This is a genomic window from Persicirhabdus sediminis, from assembly GCF_016595495.1.
Taxonomy (GTDB): Bacteria; Verrucomicrobiota; Verrucomicrobiia; order Verrucomicrobiales; family Akkermansiaceae; genus Persicirhabdus; species Persicirhabdus sediminis.
In genome coordinates, this window is sequence record NZ_JAENIM010000022.1 from 33,720 (window position 1) to 47,616 (window position 13,897).

A 13,897-nucleotide genomic window follows, 5' to 3' on the forward strand; every position below is an offset into this window, starting at 1 on the left:
CATTTCCTAGCGGGTTGGTCTTTTTTTATTTTGGGCTGGCGGGAAAAACATAATAAAACCTGCCAGCCCAATTTTTTCACCATCACTACTTCACTACTTCACTACTTCACTACTTCACTACTTCACTACTTCAGGAGAAATCATTACATGCTTTGCGGTTCCAGATCCGCAGTTCTGTGAATGCCACGAGTAAGGCGCATGACGATGCCGACAATGGCGAGCAATCCTAAGCTACCCATCGTTAGGGCGTAATCTTCACACTGCAGGATAATATAAAAGTAGCTGTATAATGCAGCTAACATGCCAGCTAAAGCTATCGTCATAGAGCGATTGCGCACGATGCTAGACACATAACTAACCACCATCGATGAGATTAAAATTGCGGCGATAAAGTAGGCGCCACCAAAGGCGATTTGTTCAGCTAGAGAAATGAGCAGCAGATAAAAGATCACCATCGATACCCCTACCATCAAGTATTGCAGCGGGTGGATAGAAACTTTGCTGATCAGCTCAGCGCAGAACATAGCGGCAAAGGTGAAGACGATGAATAAAAAGGCATAGCTAACTAAGCGCATGGATTTCTGATAGGTAGCGGTAGGCATCATCAACCTGACCCCAAAAGCATCCTGTGAGATATTTCTGGTGCTGTCGGTCCAAATTTGCGGAAACCCACGGTTCAGGCTGGAGACATTCCACTGAGCGGAAAATCCCTGATCACTAAGCTCACGCTGGCTAGGTAAAAAGTTGCCAGTAAAGCTTGGCGAATCCCAGCTGGAGCTCAGTTTGATTTGGTTATTTTTTCCAACAGGCACCACATTGAGCCCGTCGCTGCCGCGTAGCTGGAGCTGTAGAGCAAAGGCGTAATCCTTTTTCTCGGCGTCTAATTTCACTGGGCTAGCGAGCTGACATTTACCGGCAAATCTAGCATGGCTGTAGCTATCTAATAAACTCTCCGCACCATCAAAAACCACAGCCTCGGCAGCTTGTACGCCCTTCAGGTCGCTCAGCTCTAGCACTAACTCAGCTTGCTCCCACAGCAGGAAAGATTCATCAATGCCGCTGTCTGCTAGCTTGGATAAATCAAAATCGCCGCGCATCGTTAGCCCCGCCGAATACAATACGGCTTCAAAGATTCCTCGATAGCGAACTTCGTGATCTAGCTGCCCCGCTATATCTAGCTGGTTAGGGAAAACATAGATGGCTCCTTCTTGCTTATTAGACTGTCCCCGATGATCCATTTTCTGCTTCAGATAGGGAATGCGCAGGTATGGTCCTGCGATAGTTTGCTCTTCGCCCCATTTATCATTAATTTCCCTAACGACATGATCGCGACGCGTTTCACGTTCCTCCATGAGCCCCTTGACCATGCTAGCTGGCAGAAGAAGAACCAAGGCCATCACACCCATCAAGAAGATCTTCGAGCCCATCGTCGCCCCGCGATACATCTTGTTGACGATACTGCCGCCAGTCTTCAAGCTTTCCCCAATACTCGGCTCAGCTGATTTCTCTATGCGCGGCAGAACTTTAGCTGAATCCCCAACAGCTGGAGTTGTTCCAGCTACAGGTGTAGCCTTAGCTGGCACTTCTGGTTTAGCTGGCTCGGCGTCTTGCGGTCCAGATCCATTGTCTTCGGGCTTAGCTGTTGGATCTTCCACGCGCGTCTCCTTTCTGGTAATTTTCACTCGCAGCGGCCGCATCATTTTGCTGGCCTAAGCGGATGGCTGAAACTTCAAATGCTTGTGAACAAATCACAAAAGCAATCAAGCCGGCGGCTGATTTGAATCCTGTTATCTTCATGACCCCTGCAGCCTGATACGGCTGTGTGAATCCATGATGAAGGGTTTGTGAAATCAGCGTGAAGATTTGGCTAAAAGAGACTGAGCACAAAAAAACCGCACATTAAATGTGCGGTTAGAATGATTGTGGCGCTTGATATTTTCCAGCTGGCATAGATCTACCAGCTGGCTGATTTTCTAGCTGAACTTATGGGATTTCAAAATACCCACGGCGCTCGCTGCAGATGCGCATGCCATCGACGCCACGGATAGTCGCTGGCTCGGCGATGAACCAACCGAGGTCGGCATTCCAGAAAAAGACGATTTTCACCACGCTGCTTTTGTAAGCACCACGGCGTAGCTGCGGCACCACTGCGACTACCTGATGAGCGTATTCAGCGCGAAACCCTTCAGATACGTAGGTGCCATCGAGCGTATAGGCGATGGTGATTTTGTTTTTACTCTCACCTAGCCAGTCTGACAGCAGGTCTAGGGACACCGCCTCAGTGAGCACTGGGCGACTAGGCTCAGCTGCTCTAGCTTGCGTAAGGGAGAAAAATGCCAATCCGGCACAGACGAGTGAAAATAATAAGAAGCGCATGATCTACATTAGACGTCTACGATGCCATTCTATTCTAACTTTTCAAAGAAATTTACAAACTTCTTCTATTTGAGTGATTCACAAACTCACCCGTCATACAGGTGGCGAATCTAATCTAGCTGGCACCATAAATACACTGCGGTGAGCGGGGCATCTATCAGCTACAATCAAAGCGCCAATTCTGGAATATTATCACACCGCTAGCTGGAAATAAAAAAGCGGCGAAATGTCGCCGCTTGAAAAACTTTAATTAGAGCCAGCTAGCTGGAATGTTTAATCTTTGCGGGTCATTTCCACGAAGATGTCTTCGAGAGTGGCCTGATGGCGATAGAGTGTGCGCATTGGCCAGCCTTTCGCCATGGTGAGTTTGGCGATGCGGCTGCGCGCGTCGGTGCCAGATTCTACCAAAACGGAGAATTTGTTCCAATCGCAGTCCGGTTCTTCGACAATGACTTTTTTGACTTTATCTAATCCTTCGATGGCTTCTTTCACCTCATCCACCTCGGCTTTGAGCTCGACGGTCACTTTGCCGGCGGCACGCATGGTTGCTACTAGCTCGTCGGGTTTGCCGGATGCTTTGACGATGCCTTCATCGACGATGATGACGTGGTCGCAGATCATTTCCACTTCGCTGAGGATGTGGGTCGAAATGAGGATGGTATGCTTTTCTCCGAGGCGCTTGATGAGTGAACGGATTTGGCGAATTTGGTTTGGATCCAGCCCGTTGGTTGGCTCATCGAGAATGAGCAAATCTGGCTTAGCCACCAGTGCATCCGCTAGCCCCACGCGCTGGCGATAACCTTTAGATAGCGTTTTGATCATCTTGCGGCGCACGTGCTGTAACGCGCACAGGTCCATCGCTTCATTAACGTAGGTGCGCAGCATGCTTCCTTTGAGCCCTTTGAGAGCAGCACGGTAGCGCAAGTACTCGCGCACGCGCATATCATCGTAAAGCGGCACATTTTCTGGCATGTAGCCGATGTGCTTACGCGCGTCTACGGATTGGCTAAATATGTCATAACCGGCGATAGAAATCGTCCCTGAGCTAGGCGGCAGATATCCGGTGAGCATTCGCAGAGTTGTTGTCTTTCCAGCACCATTTGGCCCCAAAAACCCCACAACTTCCCCTTTTCCAACGCTGAAGGAAATATCTTTGACGGCGGTGTGGCGGCCATATCGCTTTTGCGCATTGCGGACTTCAATCATATCTTGCGATTCTCTATGTAAAAATATGCACACTTTCAGAGCTTGTGCGTTGACTCTTGCTAGCGTCTCCACTATTAGACTCAAGTCTCGCGCGCACCAAGCACTAAAAACGTGAGACTCGGGCAATTTTTAATCCAGTCATCAAACAATGAACTCAAACGTCTCGCCTCGTGGCAATGCTCACCTCCTAGAACAGAAATACGAACAATGGTGTGATAACCCAATGTCAGTGGAAGCTGATTGGGCCGCCTTTTTCGAAGGATTCGAACTCGGGGTAACCCAAAGTGAATCAACTGATAGTGAGCAGACGGCTACCCAAGCCGCTCCCGCCGCGTCCATCCCTGTAGTGAGCCAGCCAGAGCAGCTGCCCGCATCCACTGGTGTCCCTGTGCTCGATGATGAAATGCTAGAGTTCCGCGGCAAGGTCGTGAGCATGATCTACCACTTCCGTCGCATGGGTCATACCCAAGCCCACGTAGACCCACTTCGCGATGACGCCGAGCTCAACCCAACGCTGTCAATTAACAGCTTTGGCTTCACATCCGCCGACCTCGAGCGCGAAGCTTCATCTGTCTATTACTACGATGGTAAAAAAGTTCCACTGAAGGAAATGTTTGCCGGATTGGAAAAAGCATTCTGCGGCAAGATTGGATTTGAATTCATGCACATTCACGACCGCGACGTGCGCGAGTGGATCATCGACCGCATCGAGCAAAAGCCATTTGAACCACAACTGAGCAAAGAAAGCATCAGCAAGGCACTGCGCTGGATCCTCGAGCCGGAACTTTTCGAAGCCTTCCTCGGTAAAAAATTCCTCGGCGAAAAACGCTTCTCCATCGAAGGTGGCGAAGGTTTGCTCGTTCTTCTCAACTCGATTCTGGAAAAATGCCCAGAGCTCAAGTGTAAGGAAATTGAAATGGGCATGGCCCACCGCGGACGCCTCAGCGTGCTGCGCAACTTCCTGAAAAAATCTCTCACTACCATTCTTTACGAATTCACACCAAACTACGTTCCCGGCTACACAGACGGTGACGGTGATGTGAAATACCACCTCGGCTACGAAGTAGAGCGCAAGCTCGCAGACGGCAAAAAAGTCCGTGTTTCTCTGGCTGCTAACCCGAGCCACCTCGAAGCTGTGAATGCAGTGGTGGAAGGAAAAGCTCGTGCCCGCCAGCGCATCAACCACGGTCGCATCACCGCTGAAGGCGCTGAAGTCAACCGCGAGACTGTATTGCCAGTGCTCATCCACGGTGACGCCGCAATGGCTGGTCAAGGATCCGTTACAGAGGTGCTCAACCTCTCCCAGCTTCCTGGCTACAAAACTGGTGGTACTGTCCACCTTGTAGTGAACAACCAGATTGGTTTCACCACTATGCCAGCTGATGCTCGCTCATCCATCTACGCCACTGACGTTGCCAAGATGATTGACGCACCAATTCTCCACGTGAACGGCGAAAGCCCTGAAGATCTCATCTGGGCCGCTGAGCTGGCACTTGAGTTCCGCCAGAAATTCCAGCGCGACATCGTCATCGACATGTACTGCTACCGTCGCCACGGTCACAACGAGGCCGACCAAGCCGCCTTCACCCAGCCACAAACAGCACGCGCGATCTCTCAGCGTCTGCCAGCTGGCCAGCTATACAAAAACCAGCTCATCGAAAGCGGTTCACTCAGCGAAGTGGAAGCGCAGAACATCGAGATGTCTGTGCAAGAAGAGCTGGAAAATGGCTACAACAAGCTGCAGAAACACCTCGAAGCTGGTGACCGCTCCATTTTCTCAGAGTCTACTGGTGAATCTCAGCCAAAATACTCACACGAACCGTGCCAGACAGGCATCAGCCCAGCTGAACTGATGGACATCGGTGGCAAGCTCACCACCCTGCCGGAAGGATTTAACCTCCACCCAACGCTGGCCAAGCGATTCATTCCTCGCCGCCAAAGCGCGCTGGAACTCGGCGGTACATTCGACTGGGCATTTGCTGAGTCACTCGCCTGGGGCGCCCTGCTCAAGGAAGGCAAACCAGTCCGCCTCTCAGGTCAGGACGTGCGCCGTGGCACATTCAGCCACCGCCACGCTGTATTCTACGATTCAAACAACCGCGAGCGCTACATCCCGCTCAACCACCTGTCTGAAGATCAAGGCAAATTCTGCATTTACAACAGCCTGCTTTCCGAAGCAGCCGTGCTCGGCTTCGACTACGGTTACTCACTCGGCATGCCAGACATGTTGATCATGTGGGAAGCTCAGTTTGGTGATTTCTCCAATGGCGCCCAGGTGATCATTGACCAGTTCATTTCCACAGCTGAAACCAAGTGGCGCACCAACAGTAGCATCGTCATGCTGCTGCCTCACGGCCACGACGGCATGGGACCGGAGCACTCATCCGCTCGCCCAGAACGATTCCTCCAGCTGTGCGCCAAAGATAATATCATCGTCGCTAACCTGACCACTCCGGCGCAGTATTTCCATGTCCTGCGCCGCCAGCTGCACCGCGATTTCTGCAAACCACTTGTCATTATGACACCAAAAAGTTTGCTTACCCGCCCAGAGGCCGTATCCACTATAGAGGACTTTACTGACGGCAGTTGCTTCCAAGAACTCCTTCCAGACAGCAAAACATTTGCCAACCCAGAGAAAGTTGAGCGCGTTATTTTCTGTACTGGTAAGGTCTTCTACGATCTAGTCGCCCACCGTGAAGCCGCAGGCATCGAGAACGTTGCCATCATCCGAGTCGAACAGCTCTACCCATTCAACCACGAGCTGCTTGACCTTCTGCTGACTGAGTTCACAGAAGTCAAAGACTGGGTATGGTGCCAAGAAGAACCCAAAAACATGGGTGCCTACAGCTTCATCAACCCTATCCTGGGAGAACATCTACAAGTTTACATCAAGTATGCAGGCCGCGTCGCTTCGCCAAGTCCAGCCACTGGATTCAAGGCTAAGCACATTGCTCAGCAAAAAGAACTCGTGGAAGCCGCCTTTCAGGTTTAACCTGCACCACTACTCAACCATAAGTTTCTGACCACAACCATGTCTACAGAAGTCACAATACCCGCTGTTGGAGAATCCATCACATCAGCAAACATTGCCAAGTGGCACAAAGCCACTGGCGACTACGTAAAAAAGGGTGAAACCATCCTCACGATCGAAACCGACAAAATTTCTACCGAGATTGAAGCCACCACATCTGGCATCATTACTATCAACGTAGATGCTGATACAGAAGTGGGCATTGGCACCGTAGTGGCCGTCATCGAAAAAGCCGACGCTTCAGCCGCTCCTCAACAAGCAGCTCCAGCTGAAAGCGACGCACCTAGTGAAAACCACGGCAAGTCAGTCGACGTTGTGGTTCCTGCAGCAGGTGAATCCATCACTTCAGCCAACATCGCTCAGTGGCACGCAAGCACTGGTCAAGTTGTTGAAAAGGGTAGCGTCATCGCCACACTCGATACCGATAAAGTTTCTACCGAAATCGAAGCCGACGAAACTGGCGTCATCAACATCATCGCGCCTGAAGGTGAAGAAGTACCTATCGGTACCGTCATCGCCTCCATCCTCGTTGGTGGCAGCGCTGAAAAACGCTCATCTACATCCACTCCTGAGAAAAAAGAAGCGGTTGCTGAAACTCCAGCTCCAGTAGCTGCTCCAGCTAAACCTGCTCCGGCACCTGCACCAGCTAAACCAGCTCCAGCACCAGTTGCTACTCCAGCACCTGCGCCTAAGCCAAAAGCTGAGCTCGCAGCCAGCACTGGCGAAAAAGCCGGCTCACCACGCCCAGACAGCGACGGACGTTACACACGTACCAAGATGAGCATGCTGCGCCGCAAGATCGCCAGCCACCTCGTCAACGCCCAGCAAACAGCAGCCATCCTGACCACTTTCAACGAGTGCAACATGAGCTCTGTCATGCAGCTGCGCAAGAGCGTGCAAGACGACTTTGTCAGCAAACACGGCGTTAAGCTCGGCTTCATGTCATTCTTCGTCAAAGCCACTGTGCAAGCGCTCAAAGACGTGCCACAGATCAATGCGAGCATTGAAGGCACCGACATCGTGCAAAACAACTTCTACGACATCGGCGTTGCCATCGGCACCGAAAAAGGCCTCGTCGTTCCCGTGCTGCGCGACTGTGATAAAAAGTCATTTGCTGAAATCGAAAACGAGATCATTGCCTACGCCATCAAAGCTAAGGAAGGAAAAATCACCATGGAAGACCTCCAAGGTGGTGTATTCACCATCTCCAACGGCGGCGTCTACGGCTCACTGCTCAGCACACCAATCCTCAGCCCGCCACAAAGCGGCATCCTCGGCATGCACACCATCCAGCAGCGTCCAATCGCTGAAAATGGCCAAGTCGTGATCGCGCCAATGATGAACCTCGCTCTCAGCTACGACCACAGACTCGTCGATGGCAAAGAAGCCGTGACCTTCCTCATCCGCATCAAAGACTGCATCGAGAACCCATCTCGTCTCATGCTCGAGATGTAATTCTCAGCTGAGAATATCACCATTTCCAAACGACCTCGTCAGCCAGCTGACGGGGTCGTTTTTTGTCTACCCCTCACTACTAGCCACTAGCCAGCTGGCAAGCTAGGCTCTCCATAAGATAGCGAACCACTAGCGGCCAGCTAGGGGCAAAAATATAGCCCTCCTCTCGAAAAAGGCGGGCCAATATCAATTCGCTAGATATTTGCTAAAAACTAATACCTGACGACAATGTCATCTTCGGTATGCATTTGCCCATCCGGGCCAGCTGAACGAATTTCCGTAGAACTCTCACTGATGTTATGAAAAAAGTAAGCATGCCCCCATCTATCAAGCAGCTCACCAGAGCTAGAAATGCTAGGATGTGAAGCATCTATCACCGCCACCCCTTTATCGTTATCACCTGTGAGAGCTGCTGTGATTTCGTCATTCTCACCAATAGGATGGCTACCTAACGCCGAACGATAGACACTAAATAGCTGTTGGATAATTTGCATATCCTCCTCCGCATCTCCATCCTTCTGGTTCAGCTGATCGGTAGTTTCCGACACAGCCATTAGAGTGACCTTCTTGCGCTTCTGCAGAGCCTCCCACTCGTCATTTAATGCCTCAGGCCCCAACTCAGCAGACTGTTTGCTTCTCTCTCCAAGCTCATCCATCGGACCAAATTCTTGGTCGAAGATAAATAGCAATAGAATGGTCTGAATTAGGACCAAAACGATTAAGGTTGAGACTTTTGACATCAGCTGATCTGGATTAAAGAAAATCGAGGTTAGTTGAAGCTACTGAAAATGGGTCATCAAAGCGAGCAAAGTTTGGAAAAATTAGTTCTCTGGCGTTGGAATCCACTCCAAACCAATTAGCTAACACGGATGAATATTGGTCGACAGATATATCAGGAATCAATCTACCTCGACTTTTGTGAGAATCTATCGAGCCAATTTGGTCGCCAACCTTGAGTGATGGAAAACTGCCATACAACTGGCCGCCTTTCACTGCGCCACCCATAACAATCGTATGTCCACCCCAAGCGTGATCTGAGCCAGCTGAGGCACTTGTGCCGTTAGGCGTCAGCGTACGGTTGAAATCAGACGCAGTAAATGTGGTCACCTGATCAAAGATATCTATCGCCGGGTCTTTCAGCGTATCGCGAAATGCCTTCAGCGCGTTAGATAGCTCCTCCATCAACTCAGCATGGCTAGCTTGCAAACTCGAGTGCGTATCATAACCACTAATCTCACAGAAATATATCTGCCGGCTATTTCCCAAAGCTGATCGGCCAGCGATCAGCTTAGCAATCGTCTTTAACTGATCTCCCAAGCTACTCTTCGCATTGGCGAATTTCAGATCGAAGTCTACCCCAGTCTGCGATGCAGCTGTGAGCGCAGCGCCTACCACCCCCTCAGTCGCGCGCGCTGAGCGTACGATTTGCTGATAATTCTCCTCCAACAAATTCTCATGAGTTAAGTCCAAAATATCATTAAAGGCCTGCAACTGCCGGCCTTGATTAGTGGCCTTATAACCATCTGTTACGTCCACAGTATTTTGGTAGGCATACTTGTAAGGTTTCGTATTAGTCCCATATCCATCTAATGATACAGCGCCAGATGAATTCACAATATACTGGCTAACACCTCCACCAATTCCCGTCTGAAACGAATTCACCCCCTTGAGAGAAATCGACATCGAGACTTTGCCTGAGTCGTTATATGAGGCATTCAATAGGTCAGCTACTCGCCCGCCCCATCCAGATGTGAATGTTTGATCAGCTATCGATGACTGCCACTGAGTCTGCTGGTTAGAATGAGAAAATAGCTGGGTAGGTAAATTAACCAAACGGTTCACGTACGCATCTCTGTTGGGTATCGGTTCAGCTAGAGTTCCCACGTTACACACAAAGGCTAGATCGCCATCATTAAACATCTCAGCCATTGGCGCCGCTGATGGGTGCACAGCTATTGGGTGTATTTCGCCTCCATGATGTTTATCAAAGGCGCGACATTTATCTAACTCCCCAGAACCGTCTGGCAGATTGAGCGCTGTATCCGTTAGCTCTGAGCCATCACTCTGCGTGCGCGGCAGAGCTAACACACCTCGGGCTTGCTCGTAGTCGGCACGCAACTCGTCATCCTCAGCGATCCCAATCGGGAAAATCATGTTATTCGAATCATTGCCGCCATTCATGAAGAGGCACACCATCGCCTTGTACTCAGTATTGACTAGTCCTTCCTGGCCCATTGCCGCTGTCATCAGGCGCATCTGCGCCAGAGTATTAACAATGGCACTAACGCCTAAGGATGCACACGCTGACTGACGTAGGAAATCACGACGCGTCTGCCTCTCTTCTTTTTGATAGTTCTTCATTTTCTTATTTTTGAATCATTGAATAGGGACAGCTAGAAATCAGGTAAGCAGCAACTTCTAGCCGGTCATTAAATATCAGCGCCTGACGCGCATCGGCTTCCTCTTCAGTAAGACTATCTGAAGCCTCATCATCATCGTAATAGTAATAGGTCATCGCTACAGCGTGAATGATGACGTCGCGTGGGTTATCTAAGCGTACATTGGTCCGTAAATCATCCGTGCCTAACTCCCGAACGTAACCTTCAGCATGACGACGCTTGAGCTCACCCGCACACAATAACAAGTCTAGGTAATCCACTAACTCTTCACAAGCCTGTACGATTTTCTCTCTATTGTTGAATGTATTATCAAGAGGACTAACTTTGCCGTCATTGTTTTTATCCATCACATTCATGTACACTTTCCCCATACCTGAAGTAGCGGATCGGTCCACTACTAGATGGTCAGCGTACTTGCTTAGCAAATAGGGTTCATCTTCTAAATAAGGCAATGAAACCAAACCTACGCCATTATCATTTCTAAGCAGGTCCTCTAAGAAGTTGATGTGATTGATGACTGATACCTCATTCGCTATTTGGAACTCAGGCGCTACGGCTCCACTTGAAGCCAGTATGCCAACTGGTGAATAGCTAGGTAGGAACCAGTTAAATACCGATGGCGCTGCTAACGGACGCTGGCCTAGTGGAGTATTAGATGACAAAAAGCGCACTATCGTAGCGTCGCTATCATATCTCTTGAGCGCATAGTTACCCCATGCATATTCTCCCATTCTTTCTTCATCACCTAAGATATCTAGCGGAATTTCAGATTTCCCATCTAACGCGCGTATCACCGCAGATACATGTATAAGTGGCTCTTTCTTCTTACCATAGCCAACATTGTCAACTAATGAAACCGAACGAGCTTCATAATCTAGCAAGATGGCCTTCACCACTTCACCTAAATTGCCGTCGGTCTCTTGCCATTTGCTAGCGACTCGATAGATATAGCCAGCTGATGGGTTAGAAGTCACGAAACGCTGAATCAGTCGACGCGCCATAAATGGCGCAACATTGTCGTGACTAGCTAGATAATTCATCACCGCTTCAAGATCACTTTCACCATCGCCGCCAGCTGGAATCTCAAGCTGAGCAATGCCTTCGCGCACAAACAAAGCCTTGGCTCCATCATCGTGATATTCCGCAAAATTCTTCATCCTATGCATCCACTGGGACTCATAGTATTGTTTCCCGCTTGAATAGCTGAAGTTATCATTCTCTACTTCAGTTAGTGAAGATTTTGGCTCATTGATGATAGAATACGACCAGCCCGTAAATACTCTAGCTAGCTCAACAATATCTTCTTGCTCGTAGGTCGCAATGGGCAAGCCATCGCCACCAAGTTTTATAGATCCATCTAGATGCAATTCTATCAGACCGATAGAAAACAGCTGCATAAGCTCGCGAGCATAGTTCTCATCGGGAGAAATAATCACTTCTCCTAGCTCATTCGTCACCGCTTTCTGATTACCCAAAGAAGATAAATATTGCCCCATGATGGGATGCGTAGACACATCCTCTAGCAAGGTTCGAAAATCTCCAAAGGCATTTGACATGAGCATATCATAATAATTGGTATGCCCATACGCTCTGTCTTGAATCACTGGATCAACTCGACTTGTAACGTAAACTTCACTGAGCGCAAAAGTCATGCGCTGTCGCAGCTGATCTTTGGCATGTAGAGCTAACAACCACCACGCGGTTTCACGGTTGGTCACGCCTGGATTGTATCCTTCATTAAAATAGCCCTTGTCGCTATCATTCCTGAAGTGAGAGATTTGATGCTGATCCATCGCCCGCATGAATTTCTCCATCGACGGCATCGCCATACCTAACTGATCATCAATCCACGCCTCGTAACCCGCCATCCGGTCGCCACCGTGTTCATTATTGATGCGCTTACGCAGGCTTTTAATCGTATCTGGCGTCGCACCGAAACTAGCCTGAGTTAAAAACCTAACGATGTCGCGGTTCAGTTCATCTCCCTCCAGCACGGTGATTTCTGGTGGTGAGTCAGGAATAATCAACTCAGTCCCCGCGTCCTGTTGGGAAAAATCACCTCTAATCTCACCAGCTGGATACATCGCTGAGTGCACATTGATATATATCTGCCCCTGATAGAGAGCATCTAGCATGCCTTGGTCAGTAGTGATAAATTGCGCCGCCTCAACAGCCCAACTGTGACCACTCACCTGGCCTAGCGGTAAACTCTCAATATGCGGTCCGCTGACAGGATTGCGCAGATGCATATGCGCCGCGGTCTGCAAGGAAGTCAGCCCGTGGAAGCTCAGCTGAACTGAGCCAACAGAATTATCTCCCTCTAGCAAAATCGTAGCCAAACCAGAAGCAGTTGTGACCGCATTATCTTCAGGCCTGAGATAGGCAATGAAGAGTTTCTGGTTCTCAAAGGTATTGGTAGCATCGCAGATCTCTAACTCAGCTAATTGTCCAGCCGCCTGAATGGTTAGCTTTTCTGGCACCTCAGCTTGCTGATCTAAATTTGCGTGCACCTCGATCAAAACAGAATCACTACCAGCTGGAATCACAACGTAGTTAATGAGCTCTTGACCCTGCGAAACTAACTTATAATCATCAGCCTGAGCTGCGCCTTTTTCACTATCATCGCTAGGCTTGACTCGCAAATAAACGCGCTGCGCATAGTTAGTATCACCTGAACGAACCAGCCTAATTTCAGCCGGCTGCTGCTCTTTTTCATAAGCTCTAGCAGAATCTACAAATACCTCGATATTGTTTGCAGCCAATGCTGACCACACTTCCATATCACTAGCTAATGAGTCCGCTGAGAAACTATCAGCAGCTCCTCTATCAAAGCCTTCCAAGTGGAGCTCGTCCCAATCACTCAAGCCATCATTATCTCCGTCGTGATCTAGTACTTCAAAACGATAGAAAAATTGCTGCTCCAACTGACCAGTGAGTTCAGCTAGTAAAGCGGAAGAATCTGCTAACACAGCACTTCCAGCTGGCTGCCAACTATCTTCTGAGAGATCTATAGAACGATACAGTTGGTATTTTTTTCCGCGCTGAGCATCACCACTAAGACTCACTTTACCTCCTTGTTTGACCAAGTTATTTAATCGTGGCTTAGATAGAGGATCACGCGGATCCGTCCCAGCTATCCCCTCTTCATAGTTAGAAAAACCATCGCCATCCTCATCAGCATTCCGGCTAAGTTCGTCAGCTACTAAATCAACAGCATCATAACGCATTTCCCAAACGTCAGAAACACCATTATCGTTGCCATCTATTTGGCCCTTCGCTGCCGGCACTGAAGCTACGACGAGGCTATAGAAAATGCCCAGTCGCAAAACATTCATCCTGCTAGAAATGACGCCACGTGTCTGACCATCTCCCGATTTTTTCGTACCAAAGTTCATTGTATGATTGATTCATTCTGGGAGATTTTCCTAAA

Annotated in this window: 9 protein-coding genes; 2 read left to right on the forward strand and 7 right to left on the reverse strand. The window is 49.4% G+C overall.

Annotated elements, in window-relative coordinates; genetic code table 11:
- Positions 1-143: 143 nt before the first annotated feature.
- The 4 genes from creD to JIN82_RS04885 form a co-directional block, all read right to left on the reverse strand.
- Positions 144-1,682 carry a cell envelope integrity protein CreD gene (gene creD / locus JIN82_RS04870; protein ID WP_325099468.1) on the reverse strand — a complete coding sequence of 513 codons (1,539 nt, stop codon included), beginning with the start codon at positions 1,680-1,682 and terminating at the stop codon, positions 144-146.
- Positions 1,636-1,797: a hypothetical protein gene (locus JIN82_RS04875; RefSeq protein WP_200310522.1), complete on the reverse strand. Its 162-nt coding sequence runs from the start codon at positions 1,795-1,797 to the stop codon at positions 1,636-1,638. The genes creD and JIN82_RS04875 overlap by 47 nt, the downstream gene beginning before the upstream one ends.
- Positions 1,798-1,983: 186 nt before the next feature.
- Positions 1,984-2,376, reverse strand: coding sequence for a hypothetical protein (locus tag JIN82_RS04880; protein WP_200310523.1), 393 nt, complete (start codon positions 2,374-2,376; stop codon positions 1,984-1,986).
- Positions 2,377-2,649: 273 nt separating this feature from the next.
- Positions 2,650-3,582: an ABC transporter ATP-binding protein gene (locus tag JIN82_RS04885; protein WP_200310524.1), complete on the reverse strand. Its 933-nt coding sequence runs from the start codon at positions 3,580-3,582 to the stop codon at positions 2,650-2,652.
- A gap of 148 nt (positions 3,583-3,730) precedes the next feature.
- On the opposite strand from JIN82_RS04885, the gene JIN82_RS04890 reads away from it, so the two are divergent.
- Both JIN82_RS04890 and sucB read left to right on the forward strand, forming a co-directional pair.
- Complete coding sequence (locus JIN82_RS04890) at positions 3,731-6,574, forward strand: 2-oxoglutarate dehydrogenase E1 component (RefSeq protein WP_200310525.1); 2,844 nt, start codon at positions 3,731-3,733, stop codon at positions 6,572-6,574.
- A gap of 39 nt (positions 6,575-6,613) precedes the next feature.
- Positions 6,614-8,068: a dihydrolipoyllysine-residue succinyltransferase gene (sucB, locus tag JIN82_RS04895; RefSeq protein ID WP_200310526.1), complete on the forward strand. Its 1,455-nt coding sequence runs from the start codon at positions 6,614-6,616 to the stop codon at positions 8,066-8,068.
- 212 nt (positions 8,069-8,280) lie between these two features.
- Here sucB and JIN82_RS04900 read toward each other — a convergent pair whose 3' ends face one another.
- The 3 genes from JIN82_RS04900 to JIN82_RS04910 are packed head-to-tail and all read right to left on the reverse strand — an operon-like array spanning position 8,281 to position 13,862.
- On the reverse strand, positions 8,281-8,808 hold the full coding sequence (locus tag JIN82_RS04900; protein ID WP_200310527.1) for a type II secretion system protein GspG: 528 nt from the start codon (positions 8,806-8,808) through the stop codon (positions 8,281-8,283).
- Between the two features lie 13 nt (positions 8,809-8,821).
- A complete protein-coding gene (locus JIN82_RS04905) occupies positions 8,822-10,429 on the reverse strand; it encodes a DUF1501 domain-containing protein (RefSeq protein ID WP_200310528.1) in 1,608 nt (535 codons plus the stop codon).
- Positions 10,430-10,433: 4 nt separating this feature from the next.
- Complete coding sequence (locus JIN82_RS04910; protein WP_200310529.1) at positions 10,434-13,862, reverse strand: DUF1800 family protein; 3,429 nt, start codon at positions 13,860-13,862, stop codon at positions 10,434-10,436.
- Positions 13,863-13,897: the final 35 nt, after the last annotated feature.

Excerpts from the sequence above, each read along its gene's own strand:
- JIN82_RS04875 (WP_200310522.1), bottom strand. The coding sequence starts at position 1,797 with ATGAAGATAACAGGATTCAAATCAGCCGCCGGCTTGATTGCTTTTGTG.
- JIN82_RS04880 (WP_200310523.1), bottom strand. The coding sequence starts at position 2,376 with ATGCGCTTCTTATTATTTTCACTCGTCTGTGCCGGATTGGCATTTTTC.
- JIN82_RS04885 (WP_200310524.1), bottom strand. The coding sequence starts at position 3,582 with ATGATTGAAGTCCGCAATGCGCAAAAGCGATATGGCCGCCACACCGCC.
- JIN82_RS04890 (WP_200310525.1), top strand. The coding sequence starts at position 3,731 with ATGAACTCAAACGTCTCGCCTCGTGGCAATGCTCACCTCCTAGAACAG.
- sucB (WP_200310526.1), top strand. The coding sequence starts at position 6,614 with ATGTCTACAGAAGTCACAATACCCGCTGTTGGAGAATCCATCACATCA.
- JIN82_RS04900 (WP_200310527.1), bottom strand. The coding sequence starts at position 8,808 with ATGTCAAAAGTCTCAACCTTAATCGTTTTGGTCCTAATTCAGACCATT.
- JIN82_RS04905 (WP_200310528.1), bottom strand. The coding sequence starts at position 10,429 with ATGAAGAACTATCAAAAAGAAGAGAGGCAGACGCGTCGTGATTTCCTA.
- JIN82_RS04910 (WP_200310529.1), bottom strand. The coding sequence starts at position 13,862 with ATGAACTTTGGTACGAAAAAATCGGGAGATGGTCAGACACGTGGCGTC.